Below are 20,148 nucleotides of genomic sequence, written 5' to 3' on the forward strand. Positions count from 1 at the left end.
CCAGCGGGAGAGGGCATTAGCGCGGAAGATTGTCACTAATCAGGTTTCTCTTTGCCTTTTTTCATCGCCACAACACGCGTATACGCCCCTGGCAAAAGGATCACCGTGTGTTAGCATTGGTTGTCCCCCGTTTTTCCGGATTGGCTACTGTCATAAACTACAGTTATGAGCTGTCGCAGGAGAGAATTGATGCTTACCATGCAGGAAATAAAGAACCACTATTACTTCACCGACACGGACGCGGAACTGCTCAAAGAGCTCTTTCCCCTGGCCCAAAGCAAAAGCGACGCGATGGTGGAAGATTTCTACACCTACCTTCTGAAAATTCCCGAGACGGCGGTCTTTCTGCGTGAACCCAAGGACCTGGCCCGGCTCAAGAAGACCCACGCCGAGTGGTTTCTCTCCCTGTTCTGCGGACGCTACGACAACGAGTACATGCTCACCCTGCAGTCCATCGGCCAGGCGCACGTGCGCATCAAGGTGAGCGCCCACTACGTCAACGCCGCCATGAACGTGGTGCGCCGCTTCCTGATCGAGATGCTGCAGGCCAATTTCCCGGACATCTCGGTGCGCCGCAAGTACCGGATCGCGGTGGAGAAGATCCTCGACATCAACCTGGACATCATGAGCACCTCGTACCAGGAGGAGGAACTGCGCCGGGTCTTCGTATCGCATCGACTGGAGTCCCAGTTGATCCACGCCGCCGAGCGCTTCACCTACGGCCTCAACCTCATCCTGGTGATCGCCCTGGCCGGCGTGTCGCTCTCCGTGGTGAGCCTCTTTTTCTGGGACCTGGTCCACATCTTCCGGGGTGACTTCGAGAAGGGGATCCTGTCCGCGCTCGGCTCGCTTTTGATCCTCTGGATGATGATCGAGCTCATGGACAACGAGATCAAGACGCTCAAGGGGGGCAAGTTCAACATCCTCATCTTCATCGGCGTGATCATCGTGGCCCTGATCCGCGAGATCCTCATCTCGACCCTGCGCCACGACGCCCTGGAGACCCAGGCCTTTCTGGCCGGCACGCTCCTCATCCTGGGCATCGTCTATTACCTGGTGGCCAAGAGCCAGCACAACGGCGCCCACTCCTGATCGTGACGTAACCCGTCTTAGCCGTCCCGGCAGCATCGATAACGAAGAAGGGCGCCACCGACACGGGGGCGCCCTTTTCTTTTGCCGATAAACCAGCCCACCAGGCGCGGCAGGTGACCTCACGTCCCCCCCTTTTGCGAGGTTCATCGGGGAATTCCGGGGAAAGCTGCTCTGATCTTGAGAAAGAAGTAGTCATGGTCCCGGAAACCATAGGCCATTCTCTTTATCACTTTGATCTTGTTGTTGATGCCTTCGAGGATGCCGGTGTGCAGGTGCCAAAGGCAGTGATTTAGGATGCCCTGGAGGTACACCTGCAGCCGGTTGGCAAACAGCTCAAGCTGTGGAATCTTGCTTTCAATTGCTCGTCGGTACCACTGCTCCCAGAACAACTCGGCTTCCTCGGTCCGCTTGAAGCGCCATAGCTGCTTGAGATCGTCTTTTAGCAGGTAAACCGTCAGGAGGTTCTGGTTAGCGTCCAGTAACTCCTGCAACCGGAGCATGGCATCACCCTTTAAATTTAGCCTGTTACGGAGCAACAACCAGCGGGATGTTCTGATGACCTTGCGGGCTTTCTTGTCATCTTTGAGCCGGTCAGCTTCAGCATTGCGGACCCGATCCAAGACCTCTCTGCTGTACTTTGCAACAACGTGGAAGAGGTCATAAACGATCGCTGCCTGAGGACAATTAGCTTTCACTTCCTCCTCATAAGCACCGTTCATATCCATCACAGCTGCTTTGAGGCGGCTGCAGCCGTCATGACCAAGTTTCTCGAAGAAAGGTCTGATGCTCTCGCGGCCCCTACCTTTAGCAACAAAAAGGACTTCTTTGCGGTAAGGCTCAACAATAACTGTGGCATAGCGATGCCCCTTGTGAAGGGCAAATTCATCCATGCCTATGACTTCGACCCCCGAGAGATCGACGGTGCCAAAACGCTGCTCTAGGTACCGCTTGTCGATGTCTTTAACTTGGCCCCAGGACAGGCCAAAAAGCTCTGCTACGTGCTTGACCGCCAGCACCCCACAGAGTCTGGCAACGCTATCAGCGAGCCTCTTGGTGACCCGGGAGTACTTGCCCAGCCACGGCAGGCCTTCGAGAATCGGCCCACATTGCGGGCACAGAAATCTTCGCCGATGCACGATCAGGTAGGTTTGGGCATCAAGTATCGGTAAGTCTCGAACTGTGCGTTTGATAGTCTCGTGGACCCCTTTGCACTGCCCGCCGCATGCCGGGCAAAGCATCTCCTTCCTCTGAAGGGGGACGAGTTCGACTTCAATTCGCTTTTGATTGCCGATGTTCAGAGAAGTGGTTTTTGCTACACGATAACCTTCCCACCCTCCGGTAATTGATATAAGATCGGGTTGCGACAACGGTGGCCTCCTGAGTTTTTGATGGTTGGGGAACCTCAAAATAACCCAGTGCTGCCGTTGTCGCATTAATTTTTATATATTCTCCCCGAAATTCCCTGAAGAACCTTTTGCGAAGGGGGGACAGGGGGGATTTGCTTCTCCAACAATGCTGTAAATAAAACCGGCGGGATGCCGATACGGGAACCAGCGCAGCAGGAACAACCGGAGTCCTAGATGCACATCTACCATCTCATCGAGTTACGTGAAATTTCGCCGCCGGCGCTCACCCCCCTGTTCTATGGCCGTTACCTGGCCGAGGTGCGCCCGGACGGGACCGTTCTCTGCGACAACCACCAGTTCGCCATCGACAGCGACACCCCACCCGGCCCCGGCACCAAGGTCATGATCTGGTGCAGCAGGGACTACTACTGCTGCCGCACCGACGAGTTCCAGGCCAAGGAGCCGCGACCAGCTTGACGCCTCGCCGTTAATTTGTATCCTCTAAGCGTTTCGCGCCGTCCATTCCAACCGGTTGCCCAACAGCTGACGAGGATACCCATGAACGAGTTAAAGCTGGCGCTCTCCGCCATTTTTGGCTTCATCGGTTCTGTCGCGCTCTACGTCTCCACCCTCATCTGTGGCCATAATATCTTCAAGGAACTCCCCTTCCACCTCTCCGCCATGATCGCCGGCTTCATCGGCTTCTGGCTTTTCATGTTTTCCCCGGTGAGTTTCGTCATCATGTTTCCCGAACTCTTCGACATCGCGCCCCAGGCGGTCCCCACCAAGCTGCAGGTCGAGACCATCTACCGTTTGCTCAAGGAGGCAATAAGCCCCTTCCTCCTCGCGGCAGTGGGTCTCGGCATCGTGATAGGCGCCATATCCGAGATAAAGCCCCGCAGGACCATCCTGCGCTCGGTGAACGGCCGATTCGGCCTTTATTTACGCGAGTTCAGCTACGATTTCGCCTGGGATGCATTTCTGCGCGGCGTGAAGAAACTGGGGCTGATCAAGCTGGTACTCAAGGACCAGACCATTACCGGGCACCTGCAGAACTACTCCGTTGCCTCGGAACCGAAACAGCTGATCATGAAAAACTGCCTCGTCGAAACAACCCCCACGGGTACCCCTGGCGGCTGCACCATGAAGATGGACAACATGCTCATCACGGAGTTGAGCGAGATCAGGGAAATCGCCGTCGACAACCACTCTCTCAAGAAGCACTACCACGAGTTGAACCACTGTTCGCAGACCACCTACCTGCTGGCTGCGGCGTTTGGCTCCATCATCCTGGCGGGGAGCTCCGAGTTGACCTGCCGCTTTCTCGACCACCACCGGCTCTCCATGGTCTCGGGGATGTATGCCGGGATCGGCTTCTTTTTCTCCGCGGCATCGCTGGTCCTGATGGTGATCGGGTTCACCAACCTCAAACACGATTTCCGCACCTTTTCTGCCACCGCGGCGTTCTACCCTTCACTCGCCTTTCTTCCCACCCTGATGCTCCCGGCATCCTGCTGGCTCATCGTTCGATCCGGCTGCAACTTTTTTGGCTATACGTACCATAACATGCTGCTCCTTGCCGCCACCGGTGTGGTCTTTTCATGCGCCACGGCATGGTGGCTGCGAGCCCTGCTGATGTACCGCCATATCCTCAGGAGCATCCAGGCCTTCATGTGCCGCAACAGCATGGATTACGACCGGATAAAGGAAATCGTAGGCCAGCTCTATATCGCTTGCGACTTCAACCAGACGACCCCGCTCGATTATGCCTCCCTGCAGCAAAGCGTGGTGCAGAACGTCTGCCGGTGGAGCGATATCTCGCGCGAGGAGGCTAGGCGACTGACCGGCCTGATCTTTGAGACCGTCAAGGAGCTTAAGTGCACGGTAGACTACTTGTGCTGCGAGGAGAGTAACGTCCTGGTGCTGTGGCACGAGGCGTTGAAGAGGGAGCGGCTGCACAGATGAATGACATGGCGGTGTAGCGACTAAGACAACAGGGGATCACAACAAGGCGCAACAGGAACCGCTACTGTTGCGCCTTGTTGCGTCCGGCCCCGAGCACGGCCGCAAAACCGAGCGCGCCGCACAGCGCCATGGTGCCGGTCATGGGGAGGGCGGTGCCGTTGTGGAAGGCGCCGACCAGCGCACCCCCGGAGGCGCCTAGCAGGTACTGGATGGTCCCCAAAAGGGCCGAGGCGCTCCCGGCCGCCTTCTCGAACGGGGCCAGTGCCAGCGCGGTGATGTTGGGGTAGAGCAGACCGGTCATGCACAGGCTTGCGAAGATAAGGACCATCTGCAGCGGGAACCCGCCGAAACCGGTGGCCGTCGCCGCGATGAGCGCGATACCGGCACCGCCTGCCACCATGAAGGCGCTGCGGGCAATGGCCGCGGGGGAGTAGCGGCGCAAAAGGCGCCGGTTCACCTGGGAGGCGCCGATCAGCCCGCAGGCGTTGACGCCGAAGAAGACGCCGAAAAACTGGGGCGAGAGCCCGTGCAGCTCGATGAAGACGAAGGGAGCCCCCGAGATGTAGGAGAAGTTGACCCCGGCCACGCAGCCGAGGGCGACGGCGTAGCGCAGGTAGTGGCGGTTCTTGAGCAGGTGCCAGTACACCGCGGCCATGTCCGAGGCGCTGCGCCGGATGCGTCGCTCCGCGGGGAGCGATTCCGGCAGCGCCAGCGCCGCCGCAACCAGCGAAGCCAGCCCGAACACACCCAGGAAAAGGAAGATCCCCCGCCACCCCGTGAGGAGCAGCATCTGCCCACCCGCCACCGGCGCCAGGATCGGCGCGAGCCCCATGACCAGCATGAGCAGAGAGAACATGCGGGCCGCCTCCGCGGTGTCGTAGAGGTCGCGCACCACCGCGCGGGAGATGACCATGCCCGCCCCGCCCCCCAGCGCCATCACCACCCGCCAGACCAATAGGCCGCTGCCGCTGTGCACCGTGGCGCAGCCGATGGTCGAGGCGACGTACAGGGACAGCCCGAGGAGCAGCGGCCGGCGCCTCCCCCAGCGGTCCGCCAGCGGCCCGTAGAAAAGCTGCCCCGCTGCCGAGCCGAACAGGAAGGCCGACACCGAGAGCTGCACCGTGCTGAGCGGCACCTTGAGATCACGGGCCATCTGCGGGAAGGCCGGGAGGTACATGTCGATGGACATGGCGCTGAAGGCAGTCAGGGCGCCCAGGATGAGGACGAACACGGTCATCTGGCGCCGGTTCATTTCGGCGGGGTGAGTCATTGTTGCTGCCTTGGTGAAACCCATGCGTGAAACCTCGCTGCAAGAAGTTGCAACATGCAACTAATCCGGCAAAAAACTACTTCAGGTTGCTGCAGGCGCGGCGCAGGACATCGCGGCAGATTTCCAGTTCCTGTGCGTCGATGCCCTGCTGCGCTTCATCCAGAATGCCGCGGGCGAGCGCGGTGGCGCGGTCCATCAGTTCCTTTCCCTTGTCCGTAAGGTAAAGGAGCCGCTCCCGCGCGTCGTTCGGGGAGGGGAGCCGTGCGATCAGCCCGCGCTCCTCGAGACCTGCGGCCAGCCGCGCCATGGTGGTCTTGTCCTTGGCCGTCTTCTCCGCCAGCATCCCCTGCGGCAAACCGTTGCTGTCCCAAAGCTGCACCAGCAGCGAGTACTGCTCCGAGGTGACCGGCATCTCGTTTTGCTGCAGCACGGCGTTAAAGCGCCGGAGTAAGATTCGGGAGAAACGGGAGGCGAGGTGGCCCAGCGACTTGTCCAGTTTATATTCGGTCAGGGCGTCCATATAGTTGCACCGTACAACTTTTGTCGGTCCAAGTCAACAGCTGCGAAGAGCATTGCTCCCCCTCCCTTGACGGCAGGGGGCAGGGGGGGGGGGGGGAAGCCGCAAGCAGTGGAAACAATGCCATTAAAGGAGATGGGGTACAAGGGGTACGCATTCCACCGGTCACAAAAAAGCCGGCTGCGAGTCCTTTCGCAGCCGGCTTCCGTGCCATCTGACCTGTGAGGGGCGTGGATCAATAGTCGGTGAACAAGAGGAGGTTCGCGGACTTCTTGCCGGCGTTGCCCACCGCACCCGTGGTCGCGTTCCCCGTCAGGGCGGCGGCGACGCCGGCCGGTGTGGCGGCCGGGTTTAACTGCAGGTACTGCGCGGCGACGCCGGTCGCGTTGGGGGTAGCCATAGACGTGCCGCTCAGGGTGTTGGTCGCCGTGTCGCTGCTGTACCAGGAGCCGGCGCAGTTCCCCCTTAGCCGTCCAGCATCTCGCGCACCTTGCGTAACAGCTGCACCGGCTGTACCGGCTTCATGATCAACTGGATCCCCTGGTCGAAGATGCCGCGCCGCTCCATGAAGTCGGCGGTGTAGCCGCTGGAGTAGAGGATCTTGGTCCCCGGCTTCATCTGCACGATCTCCAACCCCGCGTCCATGCCGTTTTTCCTGGGCATGATGAGATCCATCACCACTAGAGCGATGCTGTCCTGGTGCGCCGCGAAGAGCTCCACCGCCTGCTGCCCGTCGGCGGCCTCGACGACGGTGTAGCCAAACCTGGTCAGGATGGTAACCATCAGCTTGCGCACCTCCGTGTCGTCTTCGGCCAGGAGCAGGGTCTCGGTACCGCCACGCGGCGGCGGGAGTTCCACCGGCCCCGCCGCTTGCGTGCCGTCGTCCTTTGCCAGCGGCAGGTACACCCTGAAGGTCGTCCCCACCCCGGGCTCGCTGTAGACATTGATGAAACCGGCGTGCTGCTTGACGATACCGTACACGATGGCCATGCCCAGACCGGTCCCCTTGCCCACTTCCTTGGTGGTGAAGAAGGGTTCGAAGATCCTGCCCCGGGTCTCCTCGTCCATGCCGCAGCCGGTATCGGACATGATGACGCAGGCGTAGCTCCCCGGCTCGGCGTGCCCGAACTCGGTCTCAGTCGCCCCCTCGACCTGTACCACCTCCATCCCCACGGTGAGCGTCCCACCCTTGGCCATGGCGTCGCGCGCGTTGGTGGCGAGGTTGATCAGCACCTGCTCGATGTGCCCGCTGTCGGCGATCACCGGCAGTTCCGGCTTCGGGCACTGCACCACCTTCAGCGTGATGTCCTCCCCGATGATGCGCACCAGGAACTTCTGCACGTGCTGCACGATGTCACACAGGTTGACCCGCCTGGGCTCCATGACCTGCTTGCGGCTGAAGGCCAACAGGCCCTTGGTGAGTTGGGCCGCCCGCTCGGCCGAAACCAGGATCTGCTCCACCTCCCCCTTTTGCTCGTCGTCGAGCTTCGGGTCGGCGGCAAGCAGCGAACAGTACCCCATAATGACCTGCAGCACGTTGTTGAAATCGTGCGCCACGCCGCCTGCCAGAAGCCCCACAGCCTCCATCTTCTGCGCCTGCCGGAGCTGCTCTTCCAGGCGGCGCTCCGCCGTGATGTCACGCACCGTGGTGATGACGCCGATGATGTTCCCCTGCACGTCCTTGAGCGGGGCGCGGGTGTCGGTCACCCAGCCGGAGCGCCCGGTCTGCTCCACGGAAAACCGGAAGTCCACCGGCGAGGACTCCTCCCCTTCCAGCGACCTGGCGAGCAGCGCCACGACCCCGCTCTCCTTGAGGGCCGGGATGACCTCCTGCGGCCGCCGGCCCAGCATCTCCCCGGCGCCCAGCCCGGTGAACTGCTCCATATACGGGTTCCACACCTGGCAGCGCAGTTGCCGGTCGTAGACGATGATTCCCTCCTGCGCCCCGGCGATGATCTGCTGGTTGTACTGGCTTGCCTCGAGCAGGGCCTGGTCCGCCCTCAGTTTCGAGAACGAGATGGCGATGTAATCCACCAGGTCCTCGTACAGGGCCACCTTCTCCGCGGACATCAGCCCCGGGGCCGGGTCGCTGAACTGGAACAGGCCGATCATCTCGCCGTGGGAGCGCAGCGGGATCAGGGCCAGGGACTGGAACGATTCGGCGTGACAGGCGGTTGCGGCACCCCGCTGCTGCTCACCGGCGCCACCGGCTACCACGTCCGCGCCGCGCGCGGCACCGACACCGGTCGAAGTCCAATAGCTCCCTTGCCCCCTCCCCTCTCCGGCCACACGCCCGGCAAGAACCTCGGCGCACAGACAGCGCAGCGCAGCCCCGTCCGCTGCCTCGGGCGGTGCGATCCCCCGCGCGACGCGGTCGCACAGGCTGTCCCCCGCACCGGACTCCTCATCGGGAAGACCGATACTCTCGTAGTAGGGATACCCCTCTCCTGAACGCAGGCGGATACCGATGCCGCGGCATCCGGTGAGGTCACGGAAAAACCGCGCCGTGCGCGACATCAACTCCTTCAGGTCGGTGGACTCGTTGCAGATGCGCAGCAATTCCACGGTGGCGTTGCGACGCATCTCTTCGCGTTTGCGCACCGTGATGTTGTCGCACAAAGCCACGAAATAACCGGGCTCCACACTGTACAGAGACACCGCCCACCATTGGTCCAGCGGGACGATGAAGGTCTCCAGGTGCTCCGAAAGTCCCGTCTGCGCCACCCGTCCGCAGGCGGCCAGCAGCCCCGCGTTGCTCTCGCTCAACCGCGCGATCACCTGCGACGCCCGCCTGCCCACCAGGTCGTCCCGCCCGGTCAGCTGCAGCAGGGCGCGGTTGACGTTGAGGAAGACGAAATCCACGACCGCGCCGGCAGCGTCCCGGACCACGCGGCAGGACGCGACCCCCTCCAGCATGTTCTGGAACAGCTGCTGGTAGTCCTGCTTGCTTTTTTGCAGCGCCCGCTCCGCCTGTTTCTGGACCGTCACGTCGTTCAGCATGACCAGCAGGCAGGGAGTGCCGTCCAGCACCACCACGTCGGCAGCAAACAGGACGTCGATCACCTCACCCGACTTGCGCTTCAACTGCAGTTCCTGGGAGAATCCTTTACCCTGCCGGATCGCAGCGACGATCTCGTCACGAGTCCCGTCGTCCAGGTAGAGCCCCAGTTCCAGCGCAGTGCGGCCGATCACCTCCTCCCGCTGGAAGCCCATGAGCCGCAGCCAGGCCGGGTTCACGTTCAAAAGCCGTCCGTCGTCGACGGCGCCGATGCCGATGGCCACCGGCGCATGGTCGAAGATGGTCCTGAACCGGTTTTCGCTGTCCCTGAGCGCCGCCTCCGCCAGCTTGAGCTGGGTGATGTCCACCAGCGTCGACAGGATGACCTGCTCCCCGCCCACCGACAGCAGTTGCGAGGAAAGCTGGGCCACGAAGCGCTCGCCGTTCTTGCGATTGAACTCCTGCTCCCACCCGCGCAGGGTGCCGGTATCGCGCAGTTGCGCCAGGAAGCGCTCAACCGCCGAGGGATCGGGCCAGATGTGGCGCCCCGACCTGCCGATCGCCTCTTCCCTGCTGTAGCCGGTCAGCGCCTCCCAGGTTTCATTCACCTCCAGGAAGGCCCCGTCCTCGAAGCGGGTCAGGGCGATGGCGGCCGGGTTCCCGGAAAAGGCGAGGGAGAACTTCTCCTCGGATTTCAGCAGGGCCTCTTCGGCCTGGCGCCGCGCGGAAACGTCCTGGAGCACCGCCAGCACCGACGTGCCCCCCGCCCCGCCGCGCAGTAGGTTGAAGGTGGCCTGGCAATAGACCGAGGCGCCGTCGCGCCGCAGCAGGGCGAACTCCGCCTGTACCCCGCTGCGCCCGCTCTCGCCCAGGCTCGCCAGGCTCTCCCGGCAGGGCTGGCGATCTTCCGGATGGCACACGGCGACCAGGTCCATGTCCAGCAGTTCGCCTTCCTTATACCCGGTCATGCGGCAAAAGGCCGGATTCACCTTGAGTAACCTGCCGCTCGCCGGATCGAGCCGCGCCTCCCCTACGCTCGACTCCATGAACATGATGCGGAATTGCTCTTCCGTTTCGGCAAGTCGTTCCTGGACCAGCTTCCGCTCCAGTTCCAACAGGTCGATGCGCGCCTCGGCCAGTTTCGCCTCCGAGCTGTTCGCCTCGGCGCGGGCGTCCGTCTCACCGTTTAGGGCGGTCTGCAGGCGCTCATGCAAATGGGCGAACAGGGTCCCCATCACTATGAAGACGAAGACCGAGGCGAGGTGGCTCAAGCGGTACGACAGAAGCGAGAACGGGGGTGGAATGAAGACATAGACGATGAGCAGCGCGGAGATCGCGGTGGCGGCGATGCCGGCCCGTTTCCCGGCCAGGCGGGAGCTGAGAAAGACTGCGGGATAGAACAGGATGTAGGCGAAAGGCTGCAGGTAATCCCATAGGAGCAGCTGTAGCGCGCAGGCCAGGAATGGGAGCAGAAGTGCCGGCACGACCTTCAGGTTCTTTGTCGGCGCTGGGCCCACCCTTCCTCCTTCAGGACACACTCAATAACGATGAGGGGACTGGCTCCGCAAGGTGCCTGTCCCCTTTCTCTTAACACGGGTGAGACTGGCACTAGGTAAGGTTTCAACTGTATCAGCAGGTCCGACGAGGGACTTTTCGAACGGTTTAAGGAATTCAGGAGCATCCGCAGCAGAGACCAGTCTACCTTGGCGGGTTGCTTTTGCAACCGGCAGGCTCTGCACAATGGATAAACGTCTCGCTATGTCAGCGGATCCAGAACCTGTCGCTTTCCTGCCTGATGAAACCCTCCCGCTCGAGCTGCTCCAGGTTGCGCGCCAGCAGTGCTCCCTCCAGGGCGAGCTTTTCCTCCAACCGTTCCAGGGGCACCCCCGGTTCCGCCAGGATTGTCCTCAGGATCAGGCTCCGCTGCTCGCGGTTGGAGCCCCGAAACGGCGACTGGCGCACGTGGTGGGCGCTCTTGCGGCCGGGGTTGGTCTGTCCGCGCTTGAGGGATGCGCCGTAGTCCATGAGCGCGTAGTACCACTGGCGCGGGTTGCCCCGGTCCAGGGTGAGCTCGACCAGGGGCAGGATGTCGGCATCGCGCACCGACTCGCAGTGCGGGAAAAAGTGCCGGATGAATACCGACCGGATGTTGGTTTCGATGAAGGGAGTGGCGATGTCGAAGGCGAACGCGGCCACGGCCCGGGCGGTGTAGGGGCCGATGCCCGGCAGCGACTCCAGTTCTGCCACCTCATGTGGCAGCGTCCCGCCGAATCGCTCCCTTACGGCCCGGGCGCACTGCTGCAGCGCAACCGCGCGCCTGTTGTAGCCAAGCCCCTGCCACAGCGACAGCACGCGGGAGAGTTCCGCCTCGGCCAGGTCCTGCCACGTGGGGAAGATCGCCAGGAACTCGAGGTATTTCTCGCGCACCCGGTCCACCTGGGTCTGCTGCAGCATGATCTCCGACACCAGGATGGCGTACGGGTCACGGGTCTCGCGCCAGGGAAGGTGCCGCCCGTGCGAGCGGTAATGGTCGAGGACCGTGTTCCGGAACAGGTTTACTTCGCCTGTCGTGACGTCTGTTTGCATCTGCCGCCTCCACAGCGGCCGTCGACATGGTTGCGACTGGCCCGGCAGCGATTGTAGCCGCTTTGCTCTTCGCGACCAATATAAATCACGTCTCTGTCTCTGCGCCCCGCGCCATACATTGAACCATTATAATCATTGTCACAGGGTCACCGAGAAGTAGTATGTAAGATGCGTTGTCACTCATAACAAGTTGGAAAAGGAGGCGCTATGAAAAGGCTGGGTGCGGTAGTACTGGTACTGGCTGGTCTGTGCGGCTGTCTTCCTACCCACGACCTCGCGAAGACTCTGCGTTACGCAGACAACACACCGGTTGGAGTGGAAAACATCAAGTTCCTCGATCTGAACCAGATGAAAAGAGGAGAGGCCTGTACCTTCAACATCTTCTATGTCATTCCGCTATTCGGGGACGGTTCCATCCTGACCGCGGCCCGCAAGGGTGGTATCAACAACGTCGAGCTTATCGGCCAAACCGGCACCTGGTATTTCCCCTTCAGCACCGACTGTACCGTGGTCTACGGCGACAAGAGTGCCATCATTCAAAGACAGAAGGAACCCGCCAAGTAACGTACGAGGCAGTTCCACAGAGGGGGAGTCCCCGCTCCCCCCCGAGCCCCGCAGCCCCCTCCTACCACTCGGACCATCTACCACTCGGACCATCTATCACTCCAGCATCCACTCCAGCATCCACTCCAGCATCCACTCCAGCATCCACTCCAGCATCCACTCCAGCATCCACTCCCATCACTCCCATCACTCCCATCACTCCCAGTATTCCCAGTATTCCCAGCCCCCCCATCAGTTCTCTCCCCGCAGTAACGTCCCCACCGCAGCGTCGTCCGAGCCCCCGCGTTCCCCCCTTTGCGAAGGGGGGTCAGGGGGGATTTGCTTTTGCCTGGGCGCCTCAGCGACCGCCTCGCCTCAGCCACCAACCCCATTTACCCTTTGACATCCCCCGAGCCGTACCTTACCCTGTCGCGTCATGGAAACCAGATTTTCACCTGCCCTCTCCGGCGCCCTCGCCATGGTCGTCTGCGGCTTCTTGTGGAGCCTCGCCGGGCTGTTCATCAAAGTCCTGAACTGGAACCCCTTCCTCATCGCCGGCCTAAGGAGCCTGATCGCCTTTTTGTTCCTGCTGGCGCTGGTCGGCACCGTCCGGCTGCAGTGGTCCAAGGCGCTTTTCGGCGCCGCCCTCGCCAACGCCGCCACCATGCTCCTCTTCGTCGCCGCCAATAAGAGCACAACGGCTGCCAATGCCATCCTGCTGCAGTACCTGGCCCCCGTCTTCACCGCCGCCTTCAGCGTCTTGTTCCTCAAGGAGCGCCTCTACCGCGAACAGGTGCTGGCGCTCCTGATGACCATCGTCGGCATGGTGGTGCTGTTTTTGGACCGCCTCTCCCCCGGGCAACTCGCCGGCAACCTCATGGCCCTCACCTCGGCCTTCACCTTCTCCCTCATGTTCATCTTCACCCGCATGCAAAAGGACGGGGACCCGCTGCACTCGTTCATGGCCTCGCACGCCGTGGCCGCTGTGGTCGCCCTCGGTGCCGCCGCCTTCCTGCCCCTCCCGGTCTTCACCGGGACCGCGCTCGCCAGCATCCTCGCCCTGGGCGTGGTCCAGATCGGCCTCGCCTCCCTCTTCTTTTCCTACGGCATCAAGCGCGTCTCCGCCGTCACCGCCAACCTGATCGCCGTCATCGAACCGGTGTTCAACCCGGTCTGGGTCTTCCTGGTCCTCGGCGAAACCCCTTCGGCCAACACCATCGCCGGCGGCGCGCTCATCCTCGGCTCGGTCACCGCAGCGAGCCTGATCAGCGCCCGCAGGATTCCCAAATACGCTTAGGCCCCTCTTAAAATCCTATTGCGGCAAAAAGCGCAAACGTCTATATTGTCACACGACTAATGTGGGTTTGACGACATCAGTCATAGTACAAAGGCATATGCCAGTTGCGCCTTTGTCAGACCACCTAGGAGGAAAAGTAATGCCAGATTGCGAACTTTTGTCCGGATGTATCTTCTTCAACGACAAGATGGCCAACATGCCGTCCACCAGCACCGTGTTCAAGATGATGTACTGCAACGACAATTTCGAGGGATGTGCGCGCTACACCGTGCGCAAGGAACTCGGAAAGGACGCCGTGCCGGAGGATCTCTTCCCCAACCAGACCGATCGGGCCAGGGAGATCCTCGGCAAGGGTTGACATCGCGGCGGGAGTTGTATAGAACCGTGAGGTGAGGCAGCGCTAAGCGCAGATGAAAGGCCGCGGGAATCCGGGGCCTTTTTTAGTGCCGAGCGGAAACCGCAGGTGCCAGAGGGAAAGAAAAAATGGTTTCAGCAGAACACGATCTATTGAAAAGGCGAGCTGCCCGTCTGTCGGTGGCCTCAAACGCGACGCTGGTGGTCGCCAAGCTGGTGGTCGGCATGATCACCGGTTCGGTTTCGGTGCTTTCCGAGGCGGTCCACTCCGGCGTGGACCTGGTGGCAGCGGGAATCGCCTGGTATTCGGTGCGCGAGTCGGGCAAGCCCGCCGACGAGGATCACCACTATGGGCACGGCAAGATCGAGAACGTTGCCGGCACCATCGAGGCCGTCCTTATCTTCGGCGCCGCCTTCTATATCATATGGGAAGCCGTGCAAAAGCTTCGCACCGGTGTGGTGGAAATCGAGGGGCTCGGGCTGGGCGCGGCGGTCATGGCCGTCTCGGCGCTCGCCAACTACCTCGTCTCCCGGCACCTGTTGAACGTCGCCGCCGCTACCGACTCGGTCGCGCTGGAAGCCGACGCCATGCACCTGCGCACCGACGTCTACACCTCCGCCGGTGTCCTGGGCGGCCTGGCTGCCATAAAGCTCACCGGCATTCCCATGCTCGACCCGATCGTCGCCATCGTGGTCGCACTCATGATCATCAAGGCGGCCTGGGACCTCACCAGGAGCGCCTTCTTCCACATTCTGGATGTGAAACTGCCGGAAGAGGAAGAGGCGGTGATCCACGAAGTGCTGGAAAACTACCGTCAGCACCTGATCGAGTACCACAAACTGCGCACAAGAAAGTCCGGGCACCTGCGTTACGTCGACATGCACCTCGTGGTCCCCAGGCAGATGACCGTGGAGGCCGCGCACACCCTGAGCCACGAGATCACCGCCGAGATCGAGCGCCGTCTTCCCTACAGCCACATCCTGGTGCACCTCGAACCCTGCCCCGGCGGCTGCGAGCACTGCACCGTCGACTGCCACAAGCTTCCTGCAAAACGGTAATCTTTCCTGAACTATTGATACATTGTAGATACCTTGCTACACTCGCTCTTGGTGGGATTCAGAAGACAAAGGAGAGCTACATGGTAGCGAAAGCGCAAAAGTGGGGCAACAGCCTGGCAGTGCGTTTGCCGAAGTCAATAGCGGCAGAGTGTGGTATCGAAGCGGATTCCCCTGTAGAGATCACCAGGCAGGAGGGGTACATAATCATCAAGCCCATCGTCAACAAGGTTTTTTCGCTGGACGCCCTCCTTGATGGAATCAACGAGGAAAACCTGCATGCAGAGGTTACCAGCGGAAAACCTGTGGGCAGGGAATTGCTATGACAGCGATGGGTTACGTTCCCGACAGAGGAGAGGTGGTATGGCTTGATTTCGATCCTCAGGCGGGGCACGAGCATGCAGGCCGGCGCCCAGCTTTCGTGCTGTCGCCGCGCATCTACAATAAAAAAACCAGCCTCATGCTCTGCTGTCCAATCACATCACAGGTAAAGGGCTACCCGTTCGAGGTGGCAGTTGCCGGGGTTACCACGGTCCGGGGCGTCATATTGGCCGACCAGGTGAAAGCGTTGGACTGGCAAGTACGGCGAGCAGAGAAAGGCGGCAGGGCAAGTAGGGAAGTCCTCGAAGAAGTCATCCTGAAGGTTCGTGCCATTCTCGAAGGATAAGCAGCCCCTCCCTCAGCCAGCCCCCACCCCGCAGGTGAAGATCTTCAGGTACTGCTGCACCAGTTCCTCGTCGCGCTCCGGGGAGTGGCTGATCAGGTTCTCGGTGGCCAGGCTGCTCAAGAAGAAGTAATTCACCATCCCCGCCAGCGCCAGCGCCGCGTTGGTCGGGTCCACATCCTCGCGGAACTTCTGCTGCCGTTTCCCCTCCTCGATGGCCTGCGCCATGATCACGATCACCTCGTCGATGACCGGCATGACCAGCGTGCTGAAAAAAGCCGTGGGGTTGGTCAGCTCGCTGGTGTAGAACCGGAGCAGGTACGGGTTGTCCCGGTGCCTGCGGAAGGTCCAGCGCAGGTAACTCTCCACCATCTCGACCGGGTCGGTCACCCGCTGCCTGATCTCGTGGATCTCCGCGAAGCAGGCAAACTGCCGCTGCAGCACCGCAGAATAGAGTCCTTCCTTGCTCCCGAAGTGGTACGAGATCATCGAGATGCTGGTCCCCGCCGCCTGAGAGAGTTCCCTGATGCTGACACCGTGCAGCCCCCGCTCCGAGAAGAGCTGCGTCGCCACATCCAATAGCTTCCTGTTACATTCCGTCTTTTCCATTGCCTACCCCGGCCAAGTGATACGCGCGCGCCAACATTAGCAAAAATGACGTGGAATTACCAATTCTATATTGCAAATAAAACATCGTACTGTTATGTTGTATTCGCCGAACGATCGTTCGATTTGAACGAAGACCTCACCCCCCCCGACAAACTTTCCATGTTCCGCTGCAGAGCGGGATGACATCATCAAAGGAGGATCCAGATTAATGTCTGAATTGCACAACAGGATCAGGAAGTCCAGCCTTCACTCCCGGATCACCACCGTCGACCAGGTAATTCCGCTCTTTAAAAACGGCATGAACCTCGGCTGGTCCGGCTTCACCCCCGCCGGCTACCCGAAAGCGGTGCCCATCGCCCTTGCCGACCACGTCGAGAAGAACCAGCTGCAGGGGAAACTGAGGTTCAACCTGTTCATCGGCGCCTCCGTCGGCGTCGAGACCGAGGACCGCTGGGCCTCCTTGGACATGATCGACCGCCGCTGGCCCTACCAGACCGGCAAGAACATCCAGGCCGGCATCAACGAGGGGCGCATCCGCATGGGTGACAAGCACCTCTCCATGTTCGCCCAGGACCTCGGCTACGGCTTCTACACCAAGGACAACGGCGGCCGGCTCGACCTGGCCATCATCGAGTGCTCCGCCATCACCGAAAACGGCGACCTGGTGCTCACCGCCTCCTGCGGCGCCGTCCCCGAGATCGTCCAGATCGCCGACAAGATCATCATCGAGATCAACACCTCGATTCCGAACTTCGAAGGCCTGCACGATATCGTCGAGCCGATCACCCCGCCCAACCGCCTCCCGTACCTCATCTGCCGCGTCGACGACCGCGCCGGGTCCCCCTACGTCCGCGTCGACAACGACAAGATCGTCGCCATCGTCGAATCCGACAAGCCGGACAACGGCCGCGCATTCAGCGAGCAGGACGACACCTCCGAGGCCATCGCGGCAAACATCATCGACTTCTTCTCCGCCGAGGTGAAGGCCGGCCGCCTGCCCAAGAGCCTCCTGCCGCTGCAGTCCGGCGTCGGCTCCATCGCCAATGCCGTCATCGGCGGCCTCGCCAACGGCCCCTTCACCGGCCTGAAGGTCTGGACCGAGGTGCTGCAGGACACCATGCTCGACTTCTTCGACTCCGGCAAGCTCGACTTCGCCTCCACCGTCTCGCTCTCCTTCTCCGTGGACGGCTTCAAGCGCTTCTACGGTAACTGGGACAAGTACAGCAACAAGGTGATGATGCGCCCGCTCTCCATCGCCAACCACCCCGAGCCGATCCGGCGCCTGGGCTGCATCGCCATGAACACCCCGGTTGAGTTCGACATCTACGCCCACGCCAACTCCACCCTGGTCGGCGGCACCAGGATGATCAACGGCATCGGCGGCTCCGGCGACTTCCTGAGAAACGCCTACCTCTCCATCATGCACACGCCGTCGGCGCGCCCGACCAAGACCGACCCGACCGGCATCACCTGCGTCGTGCCGCACGTGCCGCACGTCGACCACACCGAGCATGACCTCGACGTCCTGGTCACCGAGCAGGGGCTTGCCGACCTGCGCGGCCTCGATCCCAAGAGCCGCGCCAAGCTCATCATCCAGAAGTGCGCGCACCCCGACTACAAGCCGCTCCTGGCGGACTACTTCGAGCGTGCCGCGCACGACTGCCTGGGCAGGAAAGCCGGCCACGAGCCCCAGCTTCTGGACCGCGTCTTCAAGATGCAGGTGAACCTGGCCAAGAAGGGCACCATGAAGATCGACAACTGGGACATCTAGATCCACCACTGTACAGGATGGCAGTAAAGCGGCAGGAAGCCTTGAGGCTCCTGCCGCTTTATTTTTTGCCCTTCCGCCCGAGTCCCCTCTCCCCCTGGGAGAGGGTGCCCGAAGGGCGGGTGAGGGGGCTTTCGCCACGGAACGTGAACGTATGCGGCGAAAGCCCCGATGGGCACTGACTGTGAAGAACCTCCCACTGACATAGAAGATTTTTTTATCTCTTTGATGAAACTACTGCACAATCCTGTACTCTTGTTGTCATCAAGGAGGTGATCCATGAGAATAACCATGAGCGACTATGTCGGCAGTAGTTGCGAAGCAGTAAGTAATTCCCACCGTTTCGTCTACCTCTGGTTTCGAACCGGCGGTAACCCCTGTCTTCAGTGCGGCGTCAAAACGGAGACCTGCGATTGGTATCACCGGTTAGCCCGCACCACGGTCCGGGTCGCCGAAGCCTGAAAATCTTCTGTTAAAAATTTTCAATATTGCTGTACCCTCTTGGGATGGAAAATCTCCGTCCGCTGATACTCTCCATCCTTATCCTCGTCCTCGCCGCACCGGCAGCGGCCTTTCCGGTTCCCGAGCGCCTGGAGTACGAGGTCACCTGGTCCGGCGTCAAGGCAGGTTCGGCAGTACTGGAAGTGACGCCGCAGGGGGACGAACTGCGCCTCACCAACACCATCCGGTCCACCGGCGTCGTCTCCGCCTTCTTCAAGATCGACGACCGCACCGAATCGGTCACCACCCGCGCCGGCAAACCCAAATTCTTCCGGGAGAACAAGCGCGAGGGGAGTTACCGCGCCGCGCGGGAAGCGACCTTCAACTTCTCCACCCTCAAGGCCAACAGCATCGACCTTCTGAAAAAGGTCGAGCAGAGCGATGCCATCACCCCCAAGACCTACGACAACCTCTCCAGCATCTACTTCATACGCGGCAGCGACCTCTCCCCGGGCCGCTCCATCTCCTTCGAGATCTACGACACCAAGCGGCTGTGGAACACCGAAGTCCGGGCGGTGCAGCGCCAGGAATTGACGACGCCGCTGGGAAAATTCAAGACCGTGATGGTCACCTCCCGCCTCAGGCACAACGGTGAGGAAGCCAAGGTCGGCAACGCCACCTTCTGGTTCACCGACGACAACCGCAGGATTCCAGTAAAGATAACCACCACCATCAAGGTGGGCGAGGTGACCCTCACCTTGGTTGGCGGCATCTAGCAGCACCGCCCCACTCCACCGGAACCTCACCTGCAGCCGCCCGTTCACAGCGCCTGTCACTCCGCGATTACCCTCTCCGGCTCGCCACACGCCCTTCCTTCTCCCTCTTTTGATGTCCCTCGCAGGCGCCTAAGTGATACGACGTCGTCGACAAAAACACCTTGACTTTTACAGTGTGCAGAATTAATTTGATATTAAAGCATCAAACATCAAACAATTTCCATTTCGGCAGAGGAGACACCGCCATGAAAAAGAACTATTGGGACGCCATCAAGGAGAGGAGAACCTTTTATGCACTCGGCAAAGAGCCCGTGGCAAGCGATGAACGCATCCATGAAATCGTCGGGCAGGCCGTGCAGTACGTACCGTCTTCTTTCAACTCGCAGAGCAGCAGGGTTCTCATCCTCCTCGGACCCCAGCACGACCGGCTCTGGGACCTGACCAAGCAGGAACTGAAAAAGATCGTTCCTCCGGAGAGCTTTGCCGCCACCGAACAGAAGCTGGATTCCGCCTTTCGTAGTGGCTACGGTTCCATCCTATACTTCGAAGACACCGCCGTGGTGCAAGGGCTCCAGGAACAGTACCCCGCTTACAGCGATAACTTTCCCGTCTGGGCCGAGCAATCCTCCGGGATGCTGCAGTTCGCGGTCTGGACCGCCCTGGAAGCCGAAGGGTGGGGCGCATCGCTGCAGCACTACAACCCCGTCATAGACAGTGCGGTGCAAGAGGAATGGAGTGTCCCGGCGAGTTGGAAGCTGGTCGCCCAGATGCCCTTCGGCAGCCCCGAAGCAGAGCCGGCCCCCAAAGAGTACCAGCCCATCGCGGCACGCGTGAAAATGTACCGGTAGCCGGATGACGCGCACCGG

At 61.1% G+C, this 20,148-nt stretch carries 19 protein-coding genes and 1 pseudogene; 13 read left to right on the forward strand and 7 right to left on the reverse strand.

The window, feature by feature from the left end:
* Positions 1–189 precede the first annotated feature (189 nt).
* Positions 190–1,092, forward strand: a complete 903-nt coding sequence (locus tag JFN91_RS16580; RefSeq protein ID WP_199390300.1) for a protoglobin domain-containing protein — start codon at positions 190–192, stop codon at positions 1,090–1,092.
* Positions 1,093–1,235: 143 nt separating this feature from the next.
* On the opposite strand, the gene JFN91_RS16585 is transcribed toward JFN91_RS16580, so the two are convergent.
* Positions 1,236–2,459: an ISL3 family transposase gene (locus tag JFN91_RS16585; protein WP_199390301.1), complete on the reverse strand. Its 1,224-nt coding sequence runs from the start codon at positions 2,457–2,459 to the stop codon at positions 1,236–1,238.
* A gap of 213 nt (positions 2,460–2,672) precedes the next feature.
* On the opposite strand from JFN91_RS16585, the gene JFN91_RS16590 reads away from it, so the two are divergent.
* Both JFN91_RS16590 and JFN91_RS16595 read left to right on the forward strand, forming a co-directional pair.
* Positions 2,673–2,915 carry a hypothetical protein gene (locus JFN91_RS16590; RefSeq protein ID WP_199390302.1) on the forward strand — a complete coding sequence of 81 codons (243 nt, stop codon included), beginning with the start codon at positions 2,673–2,675 and terminating at the stop codon, positions 2,913–2,915.
* Positions 2,916–2,996: 81 nt separating this feature from the next.
* Positions 2,997–4,403, forward strand: a complete 1,407-nt coding sequence (locus JFN91_RS16595; protein ID WP_199390303.1) for a hypothetical protein — start codon at positions 2,997–2,999, stop codon at positions 4,401–4,403.
* A 61-nt stretch (positions 4,404–4,464) separates the two neighbouring features.
* Here JFN91_RS16595 and JFN91_RS16600 read toward each other — a convergent pair whose 3' ends face one another.
* From JFN91_RS16600 to JFN91_RS16620, 5 genes and pseudogenes are all read right to left on the reverse strand, one after another.
* Positions 4,465–5,697, reverse strand: coding sequence for a multidrug effflux MFS transporter (locus JFN91_RS16600; RefSeq protein ID WP_199390304.1), 1,233 nt, complete (start codon positions 5,695–5,697; stop codon positions 4,465–4,467).
* A gap of 52 nt (positions 5,698–5,749) precedes the next feature.
* Positions 5,750–6,193, reverse strand: a complete 444-nt coding sequence (locus tag JFN91_RS16605) for a MarR family winged helix-turn-helix transcriptional regulator (RefSeq protein ID WP_199390305.1) — start codon at positions 6,191–6,193, stop codon at positions 5,750–5,752.
* Between the two features lie 232 nt (positions 6,194–6,425).
* Positions 6,426–6,620, reverse strand: a pseudogene (locus tag JFN91_RS16610) (S8 family serine peptidase); the annotation flags it as partial.
* A gap of 35 nt (positions 6,621–6,655) precedes the next feature.
* Positions 6,656–10,705 (reverse strand): PAS domain S-box protein, encoded by a 4,050-nt coding sequence (locus JFN91_RS16615; protein WP_199390307.1) that lies wholly within the window; start codon positions 10,703–10,705, stop codon positions 6,656–6,658.
* Positions 10,706–10,949: 244 nt separating this feature from the next.
* Positions 10,950–11,774, reverse strand: coding sequence for an HhH-GPD family protein (locus JFN91_RS16620; protein WP_199390308.1), 825 nt, complete (start codon positions 11,772–11,774; stop codon positions 10,950–10,952).
* A gap of 207 nt (positions 11,775–11,981) precedes the next feature.
* Here JFN91_RS16620 and JFN91_RS16625 point away from each other — a divergent pair, with 207 nt between their 5' ends.
* The 6 genes from JFN91_RS16625 (at position 11,982) to mazF (ending at position 15,691) form a co-directional block, all read left to right on the forward strand.
* Positions 11,982–12,338: a TRL domain-containing protein gene (locus JFN91_RS16625; protein WP_199390309.1), complete on the forward strand. Its 357-nt coding sequence runs from the start codon at positions 11,982–11,984 to the stop codon at positions 12,336–12,338.
* A 415-nt stretch (positions 12,339–12,753) separates the two neighbouring features.
* A complete protein-coding gene (locus JFN91_RS16630; protein WP_199390310.1) occupies positions 12,754–13,614 on the forward strand; it encodes a DMT family transporter in 861 nt (286 codons plus the stop codon).
* Between the two features lie 139 nt (positions 13,615–13,753).
* On the forward strand, positions 13,754–13,972 hold the full coding sequence (locus JFN91_RS16635) for a hypothetical protein (RefSeq protein ID WP_199390311.1): 219 nt from the start codon (positions 13,754–13,756) through the stop codon (positions 13,970–13,972).
* Between the two features lie 125 nt (positions 13,973–14,097).
* Positions 14,098–15,027: a cation diffusion facilitator family transporter gene (locus JFN91_RS16640; protein ID WP_199390312.1), complete on the forward strand. Its 930-nt coding sequence runs from the start codon at positions 14,098–14,100 to the stop codon at positions 15,025–15,027.
* A gap of 80 nt (positions 15,028–15,107) precedes the next feature.
* Positions 15,108–15,350: an AbrB/MazE/SpoVT family DNA-binding domain-containing protein gene (locus tag JFN91_RS16645; protein ID WP_199390313.1), complete on the forward strand. Its 243-nt coding sequence runs from the start codon at positions 15,108–15,110 to the stop codon at positions 15,348–15,350.
* Complete coding sequence (mazF, locus tag JFN91_RS16650; protein WP_199390314.1) at positions 15,347–15,691, forward strand: endoribonuclease MazF; 345 nt, start codon at positions 15,347–15,349, stop codon at positions 15,689–15,691. The genes JFN91_RS16645 and mazF overlap by 4 nt, the downstream gene beginning before the upstream one ends.
* Before the next feature lie 12 nt (positions 15,692–15,703).
* On the opposite strand, the gene JFN91_RS16655 is transcribed toward mazF, so the two are convergent.
* Positions 15,704–16,297 carry a TetR/AcrR family transcriptional regulator gene (locus JFN91_RS16655; protein ID WP_199390315.1) on the reverse strand — a complete coding sequence of 198 codons (594 nt, stop codon included), beginning with the start codon at positions 16,295–16,297 and terminating at the stop codon, positions 15,704–15,706.
* A 208-nt stretch (positions 16,298–16,505) separates the two neighbouring features.
* Here JFN91_RS16655 and JFN91_RS16660 point away from each other — a divergent pair, with 208 nt between their 5' ends.
* The 4 genes from JFN91_RS16660 to JFN91_RS16675 all read left to right on the forward strand — a co-directional run bounded on the left by JFN91_RS16660 (position 16,506) and on the right by JFN91_RS16675 (position 20,130).
* Positions 16,506–18,068: an acetyl-CoA hydrolase/transferase C-terminal domain-containing protein gene (locus tag JFN91_RS16660; protein WP_199390316.1), complete on the forward strand. Its 1,563-nt coding sequence runs from the start codon at positions 16,506–16,508 to the stop codon at positions 18,066–18,068.
* A gap of 276 nt (positions 18,069–18,344) precedes the next feature.
* Positions 18,345–18,527: a hypothetical protein gene (locus tag JFN91_RS16665; protein ID WP_199390317.1), complete on the forward strand. Its 183-nt coding sequence runs from the start codon at positions 18,345–18,347 to the stop codon at positions 18,525–18,527.
* A gap of 44 nt (positions 18,528–18,571) precedes the next feature.
* Positions 18,572–19,282, forward strand: coding sequence for a DUF3108 domain-containing protein (locus tag JFN91_RS16670; RefSeq protein WP_199390318.1), 711 nt, complete (start codon positions 18,572–18,574; stop codon positions 19,280–19,282).
* 245 nt (positions 19,283–19,527) lie between these two features.
* Positions 19,528–20,130 carry a nitroreductase family protein gene (locus JFN91_RS16675; protein ID WP_199390319.1) on the forward strand — a complete coding sequence of 201 codons (603 nt, stop codon included), beginning with the start codon at positions 19,528–19,530 and terminating at the stop codon, positions 20,128–20,130.
* The last annotated feature ends 18 nt before the right edge of the window (positions 20,131–20,148 follow it).

The sequence above is a fragment of the Geomonas anaerohicana genome (assembly GCF_016458305.1).
GTDB lineage: Bacteria > Desulfobacterota > Desulfuromonadia > Geobacterales > Geobacteraceae > Geomonas > Geomonas anaerohicana.

What these genes read in the sequence shown, in the direction of transcription:
- JFN91_RS16635 (WP_199390311.1), top strand. Translation starts at nt 13,754, where the DNA reads ATGCCAGATTGCGAACTTTTGTCCGGATGTATCTTCTTCAACGACAAG.
- JFN91_RS16655 (WP_199390315.1), bottom strand. Translation starts at nt 16,297, where the DNA reads ATGGAAAAGACGGAATGTAACAGGAAGCTATTGGATGTGGCGACGCAG.
- JFN91_RS16675 (WP_199390319.1), top strand. Translation starts at nt 19,528, where the DNA reads ATGAAAAAGAACTATTGGGACGCCATCAAGGAGAGGAGAACCTTTTAT.
- JFN91_RS16580 (WP_199390300.1), top strand. Translation starts at nt 190, where the DNA reads ATGCTTACCATGCAGGAAATAAAGAACCACTATTACTTCACCGACACG.
- JFN91_RS16630 (WP_199390310.1), top strand. Translation starts at nt 12,754, where the DNA reads ATGGAAACCAGATTTTCACCTGCCCTCTCCGGCGCCCTCGCCATGGTC.
- JFN91_RS16590 (WP_199390302.1), top strand. Translation starts at nt 2,673, where the DNA reads ATGCACATCTACCATCTCATCGAGTTACGTGAAATTTCGCCGCCGGCG.
- JFN91_RS16645 (WP_199390313.1), top strand. Translation starts at nt 15,108, where the DNA reads ATGGTAGCGAAAGCGCAAAAGTGGGGCAACAGCCTGGCAGTGCGTTTG.
- JFN91_RS16595 (WP_199390303.1), top strand. Translation starts at nt 2,997, where the DNA reads ATGAACGAGTTAAAGCTGGCGCTCTCCGCCATTTTTGGCTTCATCGGT.
- JFN91_RS16625 (WP_199390309.1), top strand. Translation starts at nt 11,982, where the DNA reads ATGAAAAGGCTGGGTGCGGTAGTACTGGTACTGGCTGGTCTGTGCGGC.
- JFN91_RS16665 (WP_199390317.1), top strand. Translation starts at nt 18,345, where the DNA reads ATGAGAATAACCATGAGCGACTATGTCGGCAGTAGTTGCGAAGCAGTA.
- JFN91_RS16600 (WP_199390304.1), bottom strand. Translation starts at nt 5,697, where the DNA reads ATGGGTTTCACCAAGGCAGCAACAATGACTCACCCCGCCGAAATGAAC.
- JFN91_RS16670 (WP_199390318.1), top strand. Translation starts at nt 18,572, where the DNA reads ATGGAAAATCTCCGTCCGCTGATACTCTCCATCCTTATCCTCGTCCTC.
- JFN91_RS16640 (WP_199390312.1), top strand. Translation starts at nt 14,098, where the DNA reads ATGGTTTCAGCAGAACACGATCTATTGAAAAGGCGAGCTGCCCGTCTG.
- JFN91_RS16605 (WP_199390305.1), bottom strand. Translation starts at nt 6,193, where the DNA reads ATGGACGCCCTGACCGAATATAAACTGGACAAGTCGCTGGGCCACCTC.
- mazF (WP_199390314.1), top strand. Translation starts at nt 15,347, where the DNA reads ATGACAGCGATGGGTTACGTTCCCGACAGAGGAGAGGTGGTATGGCTT.
- JFN91_RS16660 (WP_199390316.1), top strand. Translation starts at nt 16,506, where the DNA reads ATGTCTGAATTGCACAACAGGATCAGGAAGTCCAGCCTTCACTCCCGG.
- JFN91_RS16620 (WP_199390308.1), bottom strand. Translation starts at nt 11,774, where the DNA reads ATGCAAACAGACGTCACGACAGGCGAAGTAAACCTGTTCCGGAACACG.